This window comes from Shewanella sp. 125m-7, assembly GCF_052977045.1.
Genome location: NZ_JBRILQ010000004.1, coordinates 81,632 through 100,550, shown reverse-complemented (window position 1 = coordinate 100,550; position 18,919 = coordinate 81,632). Strand labels below are relative to the sequence as shown.

The following is an 18,919-nucleotide window of genomic DNA, read 5'->3' as shown; positions in this document are numbered from 1 at the left end:
GGTGTTAACCTAAACAACATTATTGATAATTAATCGAGTAGGTCTTTTAGCTGCGACTTTAATTCAGCGAGCTCTTCTTCAAGAGCGCTAACTCTCATTTCAAGGTTGCTGTTTGTTTCTGGTATGGCACTAAGCTGGGGCGCTTGGTCTATCTCATCTTGATCAACCGCTGTAAACAGCTGGCGATAACGTGCTTCACGTTTACCTGCTTCTTTAGCAAGTTGCATGGTAAGCGGTGAATCGCGACGGTGTAGGTCATTAAGTGCGGCCTCTACTTCGCTAACATCGTGAAATTCGTGTAATCGGTTGCTGCGGGTTCTTAACTCTCCAGGGGTTTGCGGTCCTCGTAGTAACAGCAGACAAATGACAGCAAGTTCAGCAGGTTTAAGTTGTAGATCACTAAACTCAGTATTGCAGAATCGATGTTTATATTTAACGACGCGACTACCGAAACCAGATTGCTCTGATATGAGTCTTTTTTTAGCCAGACTATCTAATGTGTTTTGCACATCGGATTCACTGAGGTTGAGTACAGGCTCTCTACTCGTTTTTTGATTACAGCCAGAGGTTAAACTATTGAGGGATAATGGGTACTGCTCTGGAGTCGTGATCTCTTTTTCAAGTAAAACACCAATAACGCGGGCTTCGTGTAAAGTAAGTTCCATATTAACCTCTTAATAAAAAAGCATGACTTTGTTATAACAGAGCCATGCTTTATTGCAAAGAAGCTTTAGCCTACTTAGCTACGCAGTTGGTTGGTTTGCAAGCAAATAGCTTAGTCTTCTAAGCGGATCCCGTCAGGGGAGATAGTGATCTGTTTGTTTTTATAAAGACCACCGATGCTCTTTTTGAATGCTTTTTTACTCATAGATAGCTGTGAGTAAATCACTTCTGCATCAGTTTTATCGTTCAGAGGCAAGAAACCGCCCGCTTGCTTTAGCTTTATCATGATGGTTACAGAGTGTTTGTCTAACTCTTCTTTCGCACCTTTTTGCAAAATAAGATCAATTTTTCCATCACTTCGCATGCGCTTAATAAAGCCTTTTAACTTCTGTCCAAAGCTTAAACGAGTATAAACTTCATTTTTGTACAATACCCCCCAATGGGTATTGTTGATAATGGCTTTATAGCCAAGATCGGTTGAGCCACCTATGATAAGGTTTACTTCTTCATCTGCACAGAACTTAGGTTCCGAGAGGTCAAGAAACTTATCCACTTTTGCAGAGGCTACAATACGGTCGTCTACATGGCTGGTATAGATGTAAACCAAGTAGGATTTACCCACCTCGATTTCTCTATGTTGTTCACCAAAAGGGAGTAATAAGTCTTTTTCTAAGCCCCAATCTAAAAAGGCGCCATATGGACCATTTTCTTTTGCTTCGAGGTAAGCGAATTGACCGACTTGTGCGTAAGGACGCTTAGTCGTTGCAATGATCATATCTTCTGAGTCTAAGTAGAGGAACACATTGACCAAATCGCCCACGTGGCAGTCTTTTGGTACCGCTTTGCGAGGAAGGAGTACCTGGCCCATCTCTTTAGCGTCTAAATAGACACCAAAATCAACTTGTTTGACGACTTCGAGCTTACAGGTTTTACCGATCTGGATCATGATGTTCTCTACTTTAAAAACAGTAACGATTAAATTCTGCTGCGATTATAGTGGAAAACATTTCAATATGCTTTAGCTCGCAGAAACTATTGCGCCGATGAACATTATTTACTGTAATTAAATGCAAGGATTTATCACGTTTTTTAGGGGAAAGGGTAGGTATTGTTATCACCCTATTATAAGGTGATAAAAGTTTAGCTTTTAATTGGCATGTAATGCGCTTTTGAGTCTTGCAATCTTTTGAGTCTCAAGGTTTAATTGCGCCGCAAAAAATATCCTATAAAATTGAATTGTCCGCCAATTCATCTTTTTAAGGGAGTGGCCGTACGCGGTTTGGTAATATTGAAGTAACAAATAGATTTTTATGGGATGCGTTTTTCCTGCTAGGTTTAAAGATAGAGGTTTATTCGTTACCATAAAAATAGGTATCGCCTGTACTCGATGAGGCATTTTTGGCAAGAGTTAGTACTGACTAGGTTTGTATCTGGTATTTTTGAGTATTAATTTGAACAATTTGTACTTTATATAGGTAAATCAGAATATTTTGATTTAAACAATCGCAAGTTGATGTAAACCCCCTAGGGGCGGTCAACTTATTTGAATACAAATAGACAGGTTAGGACAAATATGAGCAATTGGTCTATTGATGACGCACGCGCAAGTTATAACGTAAACCACTGGAGCCAAGGACTTTACGGCATTAGCGATGATGGCGAGGTGACAGTGTCACCGGATCCAAGTCGTCCGGATTGTAAAATTGGTTTGAACGAAATGGCGAAAGACATGGTTAAGTCGGGTGTGGCTTTACCTGTACTTGTGCGTTTCCCGCAGATTTTACATCATAGAGTAAATAGTCTGTGTCAGGCGTTTAATCAGGCGATTCAAAAGTATCAGTATGAATCTGATTACTTGCTCGTTTATCCTATTAAAGTTAACCAACAACAAACCGTTGTTGAAGAGATCTTGGCCAGCCAAGTGGCAAAAGAAGTGCCACAGCTAGGTCTTGAGGCTGGTAGTAAACCTGAGCTAATGGCCGTACTTGCAATGGCACAAAAGGCGAGCTCGGTCATTATTTGTAATGGTTATAAAGATAAAGAATATATTCGTTTAGCGTTAATCGGTGAAAAGCTAGGTCATAAGGTTTACATCGTTCTAGAGAAGATGTCAGAACTTAAAGTTGTTCTTGAGCAAGCGAAAGAGCTAGGTGTGACGCCTCGTTTAGGTCTTCGCGTTCGCTTGGCTTTCCAAGGCAAGGGTAAGTGGCAGGCAAGTGGCGGCGAGAAGTCTAAGTTTGGTTTGAGTGCCGCTCAGGTGCTGCAGGTAATCAACTCGCTCAAGCAAGAAAATATGCTTGAGTCACTGGAGCTACTGCACTTCCATTTAGGCTCTCAGATCGCCAATATCCGCGATATTCGCCAAGGGGTGAGTGAAGCGGGCCGTTTCTATTGTGAGCTGATGAAGCTTGGCGCAAACGTTAAGTGTTTTGACGTGGGTGGTGGTCTAGCGGTTGATTATGATGGTACTCGAAGCCAAAGTAGCCATTCAATGAACTACGGCCTGACTGAGTACGCCAACAATATCGTCAGTGTGTTGACCGATATGTGTAAAGAGTATGAACAGCCGATGCCGAGAATTATCTCTGAGTCTGGCCGTTACTTGACTGCACATCACGCGGTATTGCTAACAGATGTGATCGGTACTGAAGCGTATAAGCCTGAAGATATTCAACCGCCGGCAGATGATGCACCTCAGTTATTGCACAATATGTGGCAGTCATGGGTTGAAGTGAGTGGTAAAGCTGATCAGCGTGCGCTAATTGAGATTTTTCATGACTGTCAGAGTGACTTAACAGAAGTGCATTCGCTGTTTGCTGTTGGCCAGGTAGGTCTCGCTGAGCGCGCGTGGGCAGAACAAGTTAACTTGCGTGTTTGTTATGAGCTACAAGGCAGCATGAGTGCTAAGTATCGCTTCCATAGACCGATTATCGACGAGTTAAATGAAAAGTTAGCCGATAAATTCTTTGTTAACTTCTCTTTATTCCAATCTTTACCTGATGCCTGGGGTATTGATCAGGTGTTCCCTGTGATGCCATTATCTGGTTTAGATAAGGCGCCAGAGAGAAGAGCGGTAATGTTAGACATCACTTGTGACTCTGACGGTACAATTGATCAATATGTTGATGGTCAAGGTATTGAAACAACACTGCCAGTACCCGCTTGGACGCAAGAGAGTCCATATTTAATTGGTTTCTTTCTTGTTGGTGCATATCAAGAGATCTTGGGTGACATGCATAACCTATTTGGTGATACCAACTCGGCAGTTGTACGCTTAGATGAAGATGCTCGCACGAATGTTGAGTCAGTACTCGCTGGTGATACGGTCGCTGACGTGCTGCGCTATGTAAACCTAGATGCGGTATCATTTATGAGAACCTATGAGGAGCTCGTTAATAAGCATATCGCAGAAGATGAGCGTGCTAATATTCTAGAAGAATTACAGCTAGGCCTTAAAGGCTACACTTATCTAGAAGACTTCTCTTAACAGAGAGGAGAGCAACGCGTAAGCGTTGTGACTATGGTAAAAATAGTCTGTTTGCTATAACCAGCTTTAAGTTCGCTTGAAGCTGGTTTTATTTTTAAGTCAGTATAAAACGTGTTAGTTAGCTTAAGTAGCCACTTTAATCTCTATTTTCATTTAATGGATATTGAAAGACGTTTACATCGTTAACGAGTCGATATTTTTAGGGGCCCAGATAGGATGTTTTTTGAAGGTTCAGAAAAGAAAATAGAGCTGCAGATCAATCCTTGTTGTGCTTCATTACGCTCTTTACCTCACTCTTTTTGGCAGCAGGTATTAAGCCTTGCTGATGCCGAGATCCTGTCGAGCCTGTCAAATGCCTATTGTGACGCTTACGTGCTAAGTGAATCGAGTTTATTCGTTTGGCAGCATAAGGTGCTCCTTATCACGTGTGGCAATACGCGATTAGTTGATGCGGTGATCTTCATCATTGATAAAATCGGAATCGACCATATATCAGACTTAAGCTATCAGCGTAAAAGTGAGTTTTTATCTTATTTGCAGGCTACACGATTTGAAGATGACGTTGAAAAACTTCAAAATAAACTCGCAGGTACAGCTTATCGTATTGGGCATTTAGATAATCATCATCACTATCTTTTCCAGAGCACGCAAGCACAAGTACAGAAAGCGAGTGCAAGTTTGTTGATGTATCACATCAAAGGTGAGGTTGCTCAGTACCTTCGAAGTGATAGGCAATCGAGTGCAGAAGTACGAAACTTATTAGGGCTAGATCGTTTACTACCCGAGTTTGAATTTGACGATTACCTTTTTCAGCCTTGCGGCTACTCAATCAATGGACTGTTTGAAGACAAGTTTTTAACCATACATATCACACCACAAGAGCGGAGCTCTTATGTGAGTATTGAAACAAACTTGAGTTTTACACCATTTACGTTCAATATTTTCTCTGACTTGTTAAATATATTGAACCCCAGCAGTTGGGACATCATTGGCATGAATATGCAAGTAGACAATCTCGACTTCCCTTCACATCGAAGGCTAGCGAGTTGTGAACTACAGTTAAATCAGCACAATGACTTTACTTATAATCACTATATTCAAGCAAACAGCGAGAGACTGTTAGCAGAAGTATTGTGACTCTAGACACTTTATGGAGTATGTATGACCACTATTGCAGATAAGCCAGATTATTCGCTTTACTCAAATGCATTTGGTTACTTAAGACAGCCGTTAGACTTTAAACCGCTTGAAGGCGATGCAGATGTCGTAGTACTAGGCTTACCATTTGATATGGCGACTACTGGCCGCTCTGGTGGCCGTATGGGCCCAGGCGCCATTCGTAACGCTTCAGTCAACTTGGCGTGGGAAGAGACCCGTTGGCCTTATCAGTTTAAACTAAGCGACCACGTGAAAATCGTTGACGCGGGTGACTTAGTTTATAACTGTGGTGATTCAGCTGACTTTACCCAGCGTGTTGAAGACTTTGCTACCAAAATTTTAGAGGCTGACAAAGCGATGTTGAGCTTTGGTGGCGATCACTTTGTGACTTTACCATTATTACGTGCTCACTATAAAAAGCATGGAAAAATGGCACTGTTGCACTTTGATGCGCATACCGATACATATAGCCAAGGTAGCAAGTACGATCACGGTACTATGTTCTACCATGCACCAATTGAAGGCCTTATCGCAGCAGAAAACTCAATTCAAGTGGGTATTCGTACTGAGTATGATACTGCAAATCACCTGTTTAAAGTGATTGACGCTGCAGCAGCGAATGACATGACCGCCGATGAAATCGTGGCGCAAATTCGTGAGCGCGTGGGTGATATGCCGTTATATGTAACTTTTGATATTGACTGCTTAGATCCAGCTTTTGCTCCAGGCACGGGTACTCCAGTTTGTGGTGGTTTAACAAGTGACAAGGCGATGAAGATCATTCGCGGCTTAAAAGGCATGAAGATTGTTGGTATGGATGTGGTTGAAGTTGCACCTGCTTATGACAGCGCAGAAATCACCGCGTTAGCTGGCGCCACTTTAGGTTTAGAAATGCTGCACGTTTGGGCAGAGTCTAACGGTAAAGTTAAATAATCCCGTCTATATCAGTTTCAGTCTGACTAAGTCATCTTCATCTACTGACTAGGTGAAAAAATTTGCAACTAGGTGGGGTCAAAAGGCTCCCGAACTTTGCTTAAGATTGTTATCATTAAAGAAGCGCTAATTAAAGCGCTTCTTTTTTTTAGGTTCGATGAAAGGATTGATAAATGTCAGAACTTAGCGATATCAGGCGTGAATACACATTAGGCGAGCTACATAGCGAAGATGTCCCCAATGACCCTATGGACCTGTTTAACGCTTGGCTTGAAGTTGTCCGAGACTCACAAATTCAAGACCCTACCGCGATGTCGGTCGCGACGGTTGATGAAAATGGCCAACCCTTCCAACGTATAGTGTTGCTGAAGCGATTTGATCATGATGGTTTTGTGTTTTTTACCAATCTCGAAAGTCGCAAAGCTCAACATATTGCTAATAATGCACAGGTGAGTATTTTATTCCCATGGCACAGCCTTGATAAACAGGTAGCAGTGACGGGTATTGCAGAGCCGCTATCTAAAACTGAAGTGCTTAAATACTTTATCAGCCGACCTAAAGAGAGCCAAATAGCGGCTTGGGTGTCGAAGCAGTCGAGTCCTATCAGTGCTAGAAAAGCGTTGGAAACCAAATTTGCCGAGATGAAGGCTAAGTTTTCTAAAGGAGATGTCCCTTTGCCTAAGTTTTGGGGCGGCTATTTAGTTCGACCTAAAAGTATCGAGTTTTGGCAGGGCGGAGAACATCGTCTACATGATCGATTTATTTATACCAAAGCGGGTAATGACTGGGAACACAGTCGTTTAGCGCCATAATTTAAAAACAATAAAGCCGCACATTCTGCGGCTTTATTGTTTTTATCAGTTTTAAGATTAACGGCTTTATGGCAAATGAGCAACTCTGCTGCTTTACTCGTTTTAATTCTCCTTCTTTATTTTGTCGCAAGTAAATTACGCTAGATAGATGAAGATGCCCTAATATAATAGTAAAAATGGGTCTACGTTGTAAAAAGCTCATCGTGTTTGCTTTAAGTCTGCTAAATTAGCATTGTCTTAATGTGGATGTTAAACCTATTACTACCTTAACGAGAGGGAAGGACAATGAAGAGTATTATCACAGGTTTATTATTACTGCCTTTGTCATTTTGTGCATCGGCTGCAACATGGGACGTTGATAATAACAGTTCCAATGTAAACTTTATCTCGATAAAAAAAGGAGATATTGCCGAGGTTCATCACTTTAAATCAATATCAGGAACGCTTAATAACAAAGGGCTGTTCAATTTTTCAATCTCGTTAGCCAGTGTCGCGACCAACGTCGATATTCGTGATGAACGCATGGACTCCCTGTTATTTGAAGTGGATAAATATCCCAAGTTAACCTTATCGGCGAAAATTGATCCTAAGCTAGTGCAGGATATGCCTGTTGGATCAGTTAAGGAGGCGGTGATTGATGCAGAAGTGGATCTACATGGTAAAAAGCAAAACATGTCTTTTACTGTGAGTATTGCTAAATTATCAGAGTCCCACCTATTAGTTGCCAGTGTGATGCCTGTGATTGTCAATGCCGACAGTTTTGGACTGTCTGCTGGAGTTGAAAAACTTAGAGAAATTGCGGGGTTATCGGCGGTCAGTAAAGCTGTGCCAGTCTCTTTCATTCTTAATTTGACGCAAGAGTAAGCATTCTTAGTATGTTGCTACTTAGCCTAGAGTTAGGTTAAGTGATGCCGGGTAACTTATTATTTTTTTAAGTAATATAGGCGTGTAAGACACTCAAGAACCCGAGTTCAGGTTAGTTATGCCACTAAAGGCTCAGGCTCAGCGTTAAGCTTGAGACTTGGGCTTTTTTTTTAATTTTAGATGATTACAATTGAGTAAAAACTCAGATAATATCCCTGTACGAAAATTAAGAATAATGTTGTTTAGGGCTTTTGACTTTTTGAACAGCATAAAAATAACACATTTATGTGTTTTAGGTTGAGCATGGTTACCGACAAAGACGGGTATATACACCTGATTCAGTATTTGACTGAACATTTAGGCATATTTGAAAACTCGCAGCAAAAAAGTGTTACTGAAGACACGGTTATGGAACTGTTTGAAGAGCAGTTAGCCGCACAGATTATCATGGTCTGTGGGCAAAATCCTTCTTTGACTTTTAGCCAAAGAAACCTAGTGATCCGAGAAGTTGACTCTATCGTTTATGATCTTGAAGAAATTTTAGCAAGAGTCTCAGGCCACAAAGCAACTGCAGAACAGTCCTTGTTTATTACAGAGTTTTCGTGCCTTATTAAAAACTTGTTTGATCAAGAAATCGCAATAATGATCGCCGCTTAACATTATATTTAGTTACAGTATTATCGCTCTCTCTCCTTGTTGGGTTTTGCCTAAAGACCTAATGTTGCAGTATTGGTAGAGGAGCGAGATATGTTGAACAACGTCAGAAAGTCTATGGATAGACAGCATGTATTTGTCTATACATGCCTGCTACTGTTTTGGTTTTTGATAAGACTCTTTAATGAATATGCTTTCGACTTTAGCTGGGGATTTTTACCCTTGGTTATCTCGTTGCCATTCGTCCCTTTTATCTTAGTGTGGCTGGCAGTGCAGTTTTATCGGCACGTTACGCGACTTAACACTCAACTTCGTCGAAAATGGCATTTATGGCACTGCATTTGTACCGCGGCGTTGTTCAGTTTATTTGTATTTCAATTTATTTATTAAACGCAGCGAGTAGCATTTTTATTGGCCAATTATAGGCCTTTATTTCGATTCAGTAGCAAGCTTCTATACAGCTTAGCTATGTAATAGTCTCAACCACTTTATTCACCTCCAAATCTTGCTATCATAAACGCAAGGTAATTTATGTTGTTTATTAAACGAGTTAAGGAATCACGATGCTTAAAAAAGTGGGATTGTGCTTATTGATCTTGGCGTCATCTTTATCGGCGACTGCAAGCGATAAAGCGGTGATAGGTTCAGCCGCAAGAATGTCGGTAGCACCTGCAGAACTCTCTTACGTTGCACGCATCGATACGGGGGCCGTCAATACCTCTCTGCATGCTTTTGATATTGAAGTAGAGGGGGGGAGCGCTAAAAATATGAAAGACAATATTGGTAAAATGGTGTCTTTTACAACGCAGAATAATAAAGGTGAGAAAAAGCGCTTAAAAGCTAAAATCGTTAAAACATCGACAGTGAGTAACTCCCAGGGGACAGAAACCCGTTACATGGTTGACTTAGATGTCGGCTTTAAAGGCAAAGAACGTAAGGTTCGTGTCAATTTACGCGATCGCAGCCACATGGACTACAAACTGTTAATTGGTCGCAATTGGCTTAAGGGACGCTATGTCGTCGATGTGTCAGAAAAGAAGCTTATTGGCCCAACGGCGCCGATTAGTATTGTTGAATCTGGTTTAATATTTAAAACCCGAATTGATACCGGTGCGGTTGAAAATTCGCTACATGCCTATGACATGAAGATTGAAAATGAAGATCCTGACATGGAAAAAAATGTTGGTAAGGTGATTCATTTTACAACTGAGAATGAGAAAGGTGAGTCGCATGTGGTGAAGTCTCGTATTGTTGAAACGTCGCTTATCCGTAATGCCCAAGGTAGTGAGATCCGCTATATGGTAGAACTTAACATAGGTGAGCCGGGTCAGGAGTATAAAGTGAAGGTGAATCTACGAGACAGAAGTAAGATGTCTTATAAGCTGTTAATTGGCCGTAATTGGTTACAAGGGCATTACATCGTGGATGTTTCACGTTAAAAAGCATAAAACCAAATAAACGAAGGCCGTACATTTATTGTGCGGCCTTGTTATTTTAGCCCATCATGTTTATACCCAAACGACTTGAACATGCTCATTTCAGAGGCCTTGCGCGAGTTCAATTCTAGGCGTATTAGCGTAGGAATGGTAACTCCCTTTTAAGCTAGTGCAACAACGAAGTGGGCTTGCGCAAAGCCTTCTTCGATGGGTTTTAATGCACTTTCTGCTGCGTTATTGATCTTGCTAAGGGAACAACCATTAACTGCAATCAATGCCTTGCTTAAAGCGCATTAAATTCCCACTGAACCCTGCATCTTCAGGTGGCTTGGGTATAAGGCAATAAAATGAAAAAGTTAACTTATCTAGATGGTGGGGTATTTATCATTCCGCAACGATTAGTGTATAGGTTAATAAGGTTTTGTAATCAGTTTCAGGGAGTAACGGTGTAACCATCAACTCTCCTTTAAATTCACTTTTTAACCAAACTGATAGCGCAGAAAGGGTCCCTTTCACTTCGTTACTCTTTAATACTTGCTGTAGATGCGATAACTGCGTTTCGCCGAAGCCTTTGCCGTTATCATACACTTTCACCATGATTAGATTATGGTCTCTACTCAGGCAAATTTTCATTTTTTGTTCTGGGCTTTTTTGAGGGAACGCATCATTTATAGTATTGCTGATAGCGCGGTAAAAAATCAGCAAAAAGTGCCAATGGATCCCATCAACGACCATTCTAGAGTCACTTTCTATATTTAGCTCGATTTGCTTTGATGCTAATTTGGGCTGTAATAGGGCGACAATGTGCTCAAGTAACAATACTAAGTCGATGGGTTTAGCGATATAGTCCTGGGCCGAAAACAGGTACTCCAAGTGCCTTAAACGCACGGTTTGCTCTGCTAATTCTGAGTTAAAGTCTACGATAGGCAATTCGCCTTTCGCTAACTTGTAGGCATTTGCAGCTAAATCATCTTGCTTTCTAAAGATGGGTTTCACGATTGCGGCAACAAGAGAGGGGTATAGCGTTTGATTCTCAAGTTTTACCTTTTCGAAGTTATTTCGACGGTTAATTTCCAATTTTGCTTGTTCACTTTCACTTAGTAGTCGCTTATTGATTTGTTCGAGTTGCTCAATAAAGCGAATATTGTCTGATGTTTCTCTTCTAAGAATTTCAAACTGGGCTTTCTTTTTAAGCTCTACCTCTTTGGTTGCACTGATATCGAAAGCGATGGTCCCGACTGAGCAAACCTGTTGTTGGCTGTCTAGAATAGGAAATTTTGTCACGAGATACGTATGCTGTACCCCGGCTTTGGGGAAGGCTTGCTCGTAACTTAACTCCAATTTGTCCTCTATAACCTTGAGGTTTTTCTCATGGTTTATTAGGGCTATTTCTTTTGGCATGATAAGTCGGTCTTTTATACCTATAACATTTTCACGCTTGCGAGAAAGGGTATGGCAAAACTGGTCGTTGACCAGGGTGAATTCACCTTTTAAGTTATTAATAAATATTAAGTTATGAGCAGAGTTAAGTACTGAGTTTAGCTGTTCTTTACTTTCTTTTAAATCAGATTGTGCTTCCTGTTGCACATCTAATTGTTGCTCTAGAGCAAGGTTTGTTGCGTCTAAACTCGATAACGCTATCTCTAATTGGCGAGTGCGAGAGCTAAATGCTTTGGCTAGTAGACCTATTTCATCATTACGGGTGGTTGCTTCCAGCTCAATTTTGGCCGCATTATCGTCATTGAGCGCCTGCACCATACGACTGATGGGGTTTATAAATAGCTTGTTTTGCATGATAAAAAGTAGCATCAAAGCAATAATTTGTATGCTGACTAAATAGATACCAACAGAGCTTGCTAGAGATTGAGTATTGTAAGCAATGCTCGATATTGGCGTAACTAATACAATTTTCCAATAGGTCCCAGGCATAAGAAAAATAGTCACAATCACAGGTTCTTTGAGCCTTGGGTCGCTATCTAGCTTCAGGCTGGCAACAAGTTCTACTTGAGAGCGTTTTTTATTGGCGTTCTGATTAATTAACGCGATGAGTTTTGCACGCTCATGGAGCGGCACATTCGCGATAACCTTTTCAAGTTGCTTCTCCTCGTAAGCTTTCGTCGTGTTGGCGGCGAGGATAAAATCGGCATCAATTTTTGTAATAGTGTCTTGTAAAGGGCCAAATTCACGATGTTGTTGAGAGAAGATGGATAATGGCTGAAATAACTCATGGCTATCAACGGGGGATTGATGTTCTAAATGGATATCAGGATAGGACAGCAGGCGATTTTGTTGGTCAAGGGCAAACACGTAGCCACCTTGGCTGGAAATCGCGGTATTGAAGAAATTATCAATGCTGGATAACGCGATATCAACAGTCGATACCCCGATAAACTGGTGTTCTGACCACATAGGTACTGAGGCGGTTATCATTGGGGTTTGAGTAAAAGGGTCGATATAAGACTTTGACCAATAAGTGGTGTCGGTAGGGTAATATTTAGCTGGAACATACCAATTTTCGGTGTAATAAGGGGCTATGTCATTCGCGTTATAATCATTAACTTGAATGAGTTCCCCTGCAAGATCACGCGCCCAAAAATAGCTATGCTTTTCTTTATCACGGTCAAAGCGAAAGGGTTCTGCCCAAATACCGCCGCCTAATATCACGTCTTGTTGGCCAGGTTGGTCTAACAATGCTGGGATTGCGAGATTTAATAGGTCGCTCTGATGTTGGTATAGCTCTCCCAGTGTGCCTAAAGACACGGCGAGGTTTTCTATCCGGTTGGTTTTTTGCTGCAATTTTGCGGCAATGGTTTTACCTAAATTGATACTTAGAGATTGTTGATTGTCAATTAAGCGATCTGTCTCAATGGTTTTTAAAAACCAAACACTAGCAATGATAATCACCGCTGCGACAAATAGTTGAACCATCATGAATTGCATCGGCAAGCTGGAACGCCAATGGGTCAGTTTAACGTGTCTTGTATTCGATTTAGCCATGAGCGTTATTTTCTCTGGTAAGAATATCCCGTTAATTAGCATCCGTACTGAAAAAGGAATGAGGCTTTTAAAGTTGTTTACAGCATATTATACAAGTCTTGTTATTTTTTTGTAAAACAAACAGGTGCAACTATCTGTAAAGACACTTTCTGTAATGACACTTTGGGAGTGAACACTTGTTAAACAAAAAAACAGCCTGAAGGCTGTTTTTTTTGTTTGCTCTAAACAGTCGTCATACTTTTAGGCCAATGAGTAGTTGATCTAATTGCTCGGCAGTCGCATACAGTTCATCACAGCCGGAAACAGATTGGTTTGCTGATTGCTCTACGTCATGCGATTGATTACGAATATCCGTTAAATTGGTGGCGATCTCATTAGCCACTGTTGATTGTTCTTCTGCCGATGTGGCTATTAAGACACTCATTTCATAGACTTTGGCGCTGTGGTGGGCAATCCCTTCCAAGTCTTTACCTGTATCTAACACATGCTTCTTGCCTTCTTCCGCTTTTTCCACCGTACGGTTCATTACCTGTTTAAGGTTGCGGGCACCCGATTGCAATGCTTCAATCATGGTTTTAATTTCAACCGTTGCAGCTTGAGTTCGACCAGCAAGGGTTCTTACTTCATCGGCAACGACAGCAAAGCCACGTCCCTGCTCGCCAGCTCGGGCAGCTTCAATGGCAGCGTTTAATGCCAGCAAATTAGTTTGCTCTGAAATGGCATTAATGGTGGTGACCACTTCATCAATTTTAGCTGCGTTTTCATTGAGGTTATTAACAGCATCAGAGGCTGCGCCAATTTCATTTGATAAACTGCCTATAGCGTCCACTGTAATGGCAATATCACGGGATCCCGCTTCAACTTGTGTATTTGCCTCTTGGGTTTCGCTTGATGAAAGGTCGGCATTACGCGCAACTTCTATAACGGCTGCGGTCATCTGCTCCATTGCCGTTGCTAAGGAGTCAATATGCTGACGTTGATTCATGGCTAGAGATTGCCCTTGTTCAGCCGTGTTTCTAAAGGCTTGCACGACATTACGGATCTGTGAGCTTGCACTTGTCATCTCATTAACAAGCTTATGTTGACGCTCAACTAAAGTATCAATGCTAATTGCAAGGATACTAAATTCATCTTTTACTTCAAAAAAGTTTAGTCGGCCGGTTAAATCCCCGTCAGCCGCTTTTTTAAGCGCCATAACATTGGTAAAAAGTGCCCCTCCAACGAAGCTGGAAATATAGTAACTGGTCAATAATATAATCGAGATTAATACCGCAACAGCGGCATAGGCGATATATTCATTATGGATGTCGTTACTTTGTTGGCTATACAAGGTGGTAATAAGGCCATTTGCGCTGACTGGGCTCACGCTTTCAATTCTATTGCCATCCACTCGTGTGTCACCACCACTTTCTGCGGTTGTTGCCAGTTGCGTTGGAGAGGTTTGCTGAAGACTAAGAGTGATATCACCAGTTATTGCATTTACAAAGTGGGCTCGGTTTTCCTCTGGAATATATTGATAAGCCGCATCCAGTGCATTATTGAGTTTTTGGTTAAACTCTTGGGTTTGTGAAATTTGGCTATCGATTAGATTCTGTTTGTATTCACTATTAAGAAAAATAGCCAAGCCTACAAGCGTGATGATGGGAATGATTGCCAATAATGCGAATTTTGTTTTTAGTGTCATGTGGATAAGGTATTTATCCACCCAACGGAACTTAACTTCTTTCATAATGTTCTCTTTTTATTAATCGCCGACCTAGCTATTTATCGGAAGGTAAGGCCATTTCTTAACCCTTTTTTTTAGAATTGATAGTCTGTTGGCTGAATTTTATTCGTTAGTGTTTTTAAACCGTTGAATACTAATGTTTCTAGTTTGTAGTCATTCTTACTAAAATTGTGTGCTAGTCATTAGCTTTATTGCAGGTGTTGTGACTTTTGGTGTGCATTTGGAGTTTGGCAGACTTGCTGGTGGATAAATGCTTGATGCATTTTAAGCTCATTTAGCAAATCCTTGTATAAGGACTAAACAAAATAGGCAGTTAGCACAGTAAAAGGTGAATTAGTCCTAGTCAAATGTGCCTGTCTAACGTAAAATTTTAGTCTTTTTCTATTTTCACTAAGAAAATACGTTTGCCCAAAAGTCGTAGGTCTAGCACTTACTTGCACTGGAAGAGATGATGTCACAGTTAACAGAGATCGTAGAACAGGCTTTAGCCGCCATCGAAGGAGCTACAGATTTAAAAGCTCTCGATGACCTCCGTGTCGATTACCTTGGTAAAAAAGGTCAAATCACCGACATGATGAAAATGATGGGGAAACTTCCTCCAGAAGAGAAGCCTGCTTTTGGTCAAGCAGTGAACCAAGCTAAGCAAGCGGTTCAGCAGCAGCTTTCTATTCGCATTGAAGGCCTTAAAGCGGCTGAACTTGAAGCGCAATTAAAAGCTGAAAGCATTGATGTCAGCCTTCCTGGTCGTCGTATTGAAAACGGTGGGCTACACCCAGTTACGCGCACCATTGAGCGTATTGAAGCTTTCTTTGGTGAGCTTGGTTTTATCGTTAAAGATGGACCAGAAATCGAAGATGACTTCCATAACTTCGATGCATTAAACATCTCTGAGCATCATCCTGCTCGTGCTGATCATGACACGTTCTACTTTAACCCTAAAGTGATGCTACGTACGCAAACTTCAGGCGTGCAGATCCGTACTATGGAGCATGAGAAGCCTCCTTTACGTATTATCTCTCCAGGACGAGTATATCGTAACGACTACGACCAAACTCATACTCCTATGTTCCATCAGGTTGAAGGTTTATTGGTTGCTGAGAACGTAAACTTCGCAGAACTGAAAGGAATTTTGCACGACTTCTTACGTAATTTCTTCGAAGAAGATTTAGAAGTGCGTTTCCGTCCATCTTACTTCCCGTTCACTGAGCCTTCTGCTGAAGTTGACGTAATGGGTAAGAATGGTAAGTGGTTAGAAGTATTAGGTTGCGGCATGGTACATCCAAACGTACTGCGCAGCGTTGGTATCGATCCTGAGAAATACTCGGGCTTTGCATTCGGTATGGGCGTTGAACGTCTTTCAATGTTGCGTTATGGCGTTAATGACTTACGTTCATTTTTTGAAAACGACCTACGCTTCCTGAAGCAATTTAAATAAACGGAGCTGTAATAGCATGAAATTTAGCGAATCTTGGCTTCGTGAGTGGGTTAACCCAAGTGTTAACCGCGACGAATTATCACACCAAATTACCATGGCCGGTCTTGAAGTGGACGGCATTGAGCCTGTAGCGGCAGATTTTAGCGGTGTTGTTGTTGGTGAAGTGGTTGAGTGCGGTCAGCACCCAGATGCTGACAAACTACGTGTAACTAAAATCAATGTTGGCGGCGAAGAGCTAATCGACATCGTGTGCGGTGCATCAAACTGCCGTTTAGGGCTTAAAGTTGCAGTTGCTATGGTTGGCGCTGTGCTACCTGGCGATTTCAAAATCAAAAAAGCTAAGCTACGTGGCCAACCATCATTTGGTATGTTGTGCTCATTTGGCGAGCTTGGCGTTGATATCGAAAGCGATGGCATCATTGAGTTGCCACTAGATGCACCTGTTGGCCAAGACGTACGTGAATACTTAGATCTAAACGATGCTGTCATCGATGTAGACTTAACGGCTAACCGCGCAGACTGTTTAGGTATGGCTGGTCTTGCTCGTGAAGTTGGCGTGTTAAACCGTCAATCGGTTACAGAACCGACTTGGGATGCGGTTGAAGCGACAGTTGCTGATGCAGTTACTGTTGACATTCAAGAGCCTCAAGAATGTGGTCGTTACTTGGGCCGCGTTATCAGAAACGTTAACGTTAAAGCTGACACACCACTATGGATGCAAGAAAAATTGCGTCGTAGCGGTATCCGCTCTATCGATCCAATCGTTGATATTACGAACTTCGTGTTGATTGAGTTTGGTCAACCAATGCACGCGTTTGACTTAGCTAAGTTAGACGGTGGTATTGTGGTTCGTAAGCCTAACGGCGAAGAGAAACTGACTCTGCTTGATGGTAACGAAATCACTATCCCAGCAGGTATGCTGATTATTGCTGACCAAGTTAAGCCATTAGCACTTGCGGGTGTATTTGGTGGTGAGCACAGTGGCGTAACCACTGAAACCACAGATATCGTACTTGAGTGTGCTTATTTTGCACCTTTAGCTATCCTAGGTAAGGCGCGTAAGATTGGTCTGCATACTGATGCATCGCACCGTTTTGAACGTGGTGTAGACCCAGAGCTACAACAGAAAGTGATGGACCGCGCAAGTCGTTTGGTTCTAGATATTTGTGGTGGTGAAGCGGGCCCAGTTGTTGAAGCTAAGTCTGAAGAGAATCTGCCTAAGCCAGTACAGATTGTATTGCGCCGTAGCAAGCTAGATAAGACTTTGGGTCATCATATTGACGATGCTGAAGTTAAAGAGATTCTAGAGCGTTTAGGCTTTATCGTTGAAGTGAGTGAAGGCTTGTGGAATGTAACCACGGCAACTTACCGTTTCGATATGGCAATTGAAGAAGATTTGATTGAAGAAGTTGCCCGTATTTACGGTTACAACAATATTCCAAATATTGCGCCTGTTGCGCAATTGAGCATGTCTGATCATAATGAATCAACTATCAACATCAAGCGCGTGCGCAGTATGCTGGTTGCCCGTGGATTCCAAGAAGCGGTAACTTATAGCTTTGTTGACCCTAAGCAGCAAGAGTTGATTCACCCAGGTGCAAAAGCAATGGTGTTACCGAATCCAATTTCGGTTGAAATGTCGGCTATGCGTCTGTCTATGTTCACTGGATTATTGACAGCGGTAGGTTACAACCAAAGCCGTCAACAAAACCGAGTAAGACTGTTCGAAACAGGTTTGCGTTTTGTACCAAATGAAACTGCAGAGTCAGGTGTGTCACAACAACCTATGCTTGCAGCGGTTATTGCCGGCAACCAAAATGACGAACATTGGACAATGGAGTCAAAAACGGTTGATTTCTTTGACCTTAAAGGCGATCTAGAAGCTGTCATCGGTTTGACTGTTGCAGACACTGAATTTAGTTTCAGATCTGCAAGCCATCCAGCGCTTCACCCAGGGCAATGTGCTGAAATCTTAAGAGATGATCGCGTAATTGGCATTATAGGCACGGTTCACCCAAGCCTAGAAAAGCCATTTGGCCTTAACGGAAAGACAATTATTTTCGAACTAGAATTAGACGCGTTATTGCATGCTAATTTGCCGCTAGCCCAGACTGTATCTAAGTTTCCAGCTAACCGCCGTGATATCGCTATCGTCCTCGATGACGCTATTGCAGCCGATGATGTTGTAAAATTGATAAGAAAAGTTGGCGAAAATCAGTTGGTTGGCATAAACTTGTTCGATGTATACCGAGGTAAAGGTGTAGAGGAAGGCAAAAAGAGCCTTGCAATAGCACTCTTATTACAAGACAACACTCGTACACTTGAAGAAAAAGAAATCGCAGAGATGGTTGACGTCGTGGTTTCTGCTCTGAAAGTCGAGTTCAACGCATCGTTGAGGGACTAAAAGTATGGCACTTACCAAAGCCGAAATGGCAGAACATCTTTTTGAAACGCTAGGTATCAACAAGAGAGTAGCGAAAGAGATGGTAGAGACGTTTTTCGAAGAAATTCGTCAAGCTCTTGAAAGTGGTGAGCAGGTCAAGCTATCTGGCTTTGGCAACTTTGACCTGAGGGACAAGAATCAAAGACCGGGAAGGAACCCAAAAACGGGAGAAGATATCCCAATTTCGGCACGTCGCGTAGTGACGTTCCGTCCAGGACAGAAGCTTAAAAGCCGCGTCGAAGAGGCTAACGCGAAGAAGTAATCGCTTTAGCATCGTAATGAAGAGGCCACTCAATTGAGTGGCTTTTTCT

14 protein-coding genes are annotated in these 18,919 nt (G+C 41.9%); 10 read left to right on the top strand and 4 right to left on the bottom strand.

Features of this window, described 5'->3' with window-relative positions:
- Positions 1–29: 29 nt before the first annotated feature.
- Both ACVBIL_RS03010 and ACVBIL_RS03005 read right to left on the bottom strand, forming a co-directional pair.
- Positions 30–665 carry a YceH family protein gene (locus tag ACVBIL_RS03010; protein WP_447165514.1) on the bottom strand — a complete coding sequence of 212 codons (636 nt, stop codon included), beginning with the start codon at positions 663–665 and terminating at the stop codon, positions 30–32.
- Between the two features lie 110 nt (positions 666–775).
- Positions 776–1,609 carry a CvfB family protein gene (locus ACVBIL_RS03005; protein WP_447165513.1) on the bottom strand — a complete coding sequence of 278 codons (834 nt, stop codon included), beginning with the start codon at positions 1,607–1,609 and terminating at the stop codon, positions 776–778.
- Between the two features lie 627 nt (positions 1,610–2,236).
- On the opposite strand from ACVBIL_RS03005, the gene speA reads away from it, so the two are divergent.
- The 7 genes from speA to ACVBIL_RS02970 all read left to right on the top strand — a co-directional run bounded on the left by speA (position 2,237) and on the right by ACVBIL_RS02970 (position 10,010).
- On the top strand, positions 2,237–4,150 hold the full coding sequence (gene speA / locus ACVBIL_RS03000; protein ID WP_447165512.1) for a biosynthetic arginine decarboxylase: 1,914 nt from the start codon (positions 2,237–2,239) through the stop codon (positions 4,148–4,150).
- A gap of 216 nt (positions 4,151–4,366) precedes the next feature.
- The gene (locus tag ACVBIL_RS02995; RefSeq protein ID WP_447165511.1) at positions 4,367–5,287 is read left to right on the top strand and encodes an adenosylmethionine decarboxylase; all 921 of its coding nucleotides are present in this window, start codon (positions 4,367–4,369) and stop codon (positions 5,285–5,287) included.
- Between the two features lie 24 nt (positions 5,288–5,311).
- The gene (gene speB / locus ACVBIL_RS02990) at positions 5,312–6,241 is read left to right on the top strand and encodes an agmatinase (RefSeq protein ID WP_447165510.1); all 930 of its coding nucleotides are present in this window, start codon (positions 5,312–5,314) and stop codon (positions 6,239–6,241) included.
- 173 nt (positions 6,242–6,414) lie between these two features.
- Positions 6,415–7,053, top strand: a complete 639-nt coding sequence (gene pdxH, locus ACVBIL_RS02985) for a pyridoxamine 5'-phosphate oxidase (protein ID WP_447165509.1) — start codon at positions 6,415–6,417, stop codon at positions 7,051–7,053.
- Between the two features lie 285 nt (positions 7,054–7,338).
- Positions 7,339–7,917 carry a YceI family protein gene (locus ACVBIL_RS02980; RefSeq protein WP_447165508.1) on the top strand — a complete coding sequence of 193 codons (579 nt, stop codon included), beginning with the start codon at positions 7,339–7,341 and terminating at the stop codon, positions 7,915–7,917.
- A 303-nt stretch (positions 7,918–8,220) separates the two neighbouring features.
- A complete protein-coding gene (locus ACVBIL_RS02975; RefSeq protein ID WP_447165507.1) occupies positions 8,221–8,574 on the top strand; it encodes a DUF3802 family protein in 354 nt (117 codons plus the stop codon).
- A 560-nt stretch (positions 8,575–9,134) separates the two neighbouring features.
- A complete protein-coding gene (locus tag ACVBIL_RS02970; RefSeq protein WP_447165506.1) occupies positions 9,135–10,010 on the top strand; it encodes a putative ATP-dependent zinc protease in 876 nt (291 codons plus the stop codon).
- A gap of 381 nt (positions 10,011–10,391) precedes the next feature.
- On the opposite strand, the gene ACVBIL_RS02965 is transcribed toward ACVBIL_RS02970, so the two are convergent.
- Together ACVBIL_RS02965 and ACVBIL_RS02960 are read right to left on the bottom strand one after the other, a co-directional pair.
- Entirely contained in the window at positions 10,392–13,004 is a 2,613-nt protein-coding gene (locus ACVBIL_RS02965; RefSeq protein ID WP_447165505.1) for a PDC sensor domain-containing protein, read from the bottom strand.
- Between the two features lie 232 nt (positions 13,005–13,236).
- Entirely contained in the window at positions 13,237–14,733 is a 1,497-nt protein-coding gene (locus ACVBIL_RS02960; protein ID WP_447165504.1) for a methyl-accepting chemotaxis protein, read from the bottom strand.
- A gap of 448 nt (positions 14,734–15,181) precedes the next feature.
- On the opposite strand from ACVBIL_RS02960, the gene pheS reads away from it, so the two are divergent.
- Genes pheS through ihfA form a run of 3 tightly spaced genes read left to right on the top strand, consistent with a single transcriptional unit; the run spans position 15,182 to position 18,870 of the window.
- Positions 15,182–16,165 carry a phenylalanine--tRNA ligase subunit alpha gene (gene pheS, locus ACVBIL_RS02955; protein ID WP_447165503.1) on the top strand — a complete coding sequence of 328 codons (984 nt, stop codon included), beginning with the start codon at positions 15,182–15,184 and terminating at the stop codon, positions 16,163–16,165.
- 16 nt (positions 16,166–16,181) lie between these two features.
- Positions 16,182–18,569, top strand: a complete 2,388-nt coding sequence (pheT, locus tag ACVBIL_RS02950; RefSeq protein WP_447165502.1) for a phenylalanine--tRNA ligase subunit beta — start codon at positions 16,182–16,184, stop codon at positions 18,567–18,569.
- A gap of 4 nt (positions 18,570–18,573) precedes the next feature.
- Positions 18,574–18,870, top strand: coding sequence for an integration host factor subunit alpha (gene ihfA, locus ACVBIL_RS02945; RefSeq protein ID WP_012142935.1), 297 nt, complete (start codon positions 18,574–18,576; stop codon positions 18,868–18,870).
- The last annotated feature ends 49 nt before the right edge of the window (positions 18,871–18,919 follow it).

Coding starts and splice junctions, on each gene's coding strand:
- ACVBIL_RS03010 (WP_447165514.1), bottom strand. CDS start 665: ATGGAACTTACTTTACACGAAGCCCGCGTTATTGGTGTTTTACTTGAA.
- ACVBIL_RS03005 (WP_447165513.1), bottom strand. CDS start 1,609: ATGATCCAGATCGGTAAAACCTGTAAGCTCGAAGTCGTCAAACAAGTT.
- speA (WP_447165512.1), top strand. CDS start 2,237: ATGAGCAATTGGTCTATTGATGACGCACGCGCAAGTTATAACGTAAAC.
- ACVBIL_RS02995 (WP_447165511.1), top strand. CDS start 4,367: ATGTTTTTTGAAGGTTCAGAAAAGAAAATAGAGCTGCAGATCAATCCT.
- speB (WP_447165510.1), top strand. CDS start 5,312: ATGACCACTATTGCAGATAAGCCAGATTATTCGCTTTACTCAAATGCA.
- pdxH (WP_447165509.1), top strand. CDS start 6,415: ATGTCAGAACTTAGCGATATCAGGCGTGAATACACATTAGGCGAGCTA.
- ACVBIL_RS02980 (WP_447165508.1), top strand. CDS start 7,339: ATGAAGAGTATTATCACAGGTTTATTATTACTGCCTTTGTCATTTTGT.
- ACVBIL_RS02975 (WP_447165507.1), top strand. CDS start 8,221: ATGGTTACCGACAAAGACGGGTATATACACCTGATTCAGTATTTGACT.
- ACVBIL_RS02970 (WP_447165506.1), top strand. CDS start 9,135: ATGCTTAAAAAAGTGGGATTGTGCTTATTGATCTTGGCGTCATCTTTA.
- ACVBIL_RS02965 (WP_447165505.1), bottom strand. CDS start 13,004: ATGGCTAAATCGAATACAAGACACGTTAAACTGACCCATTGGCGTTCC.
- ACVBIL_RS02960 (WP_447165504.1), bottom strand. CDS start 14,733: ATGAAAGAAGTTAAGTTCCGTTGGGTGGATAAATACCTTATCCACATG.
- pheS (WP_447165503.1), top strand. CDS start 15,182: ATGTCACAGTTAACAGAGATCGTAGAACAGGCTTTAGCCGCCATCGAA.
- pheT (WP_447165502.1), top strand. CDS start 16,182: ATGAAATTTAGCGAATCTTGGCTTCGTGAGTGGGTTAACCCAAGTGTT.
- ihfA (WP_012142935.1), top strand. CDS start 18,574: ATGGCACTTACCAAAGCCGAAATGGCAGAACATCTTTTTGAAACGCTA.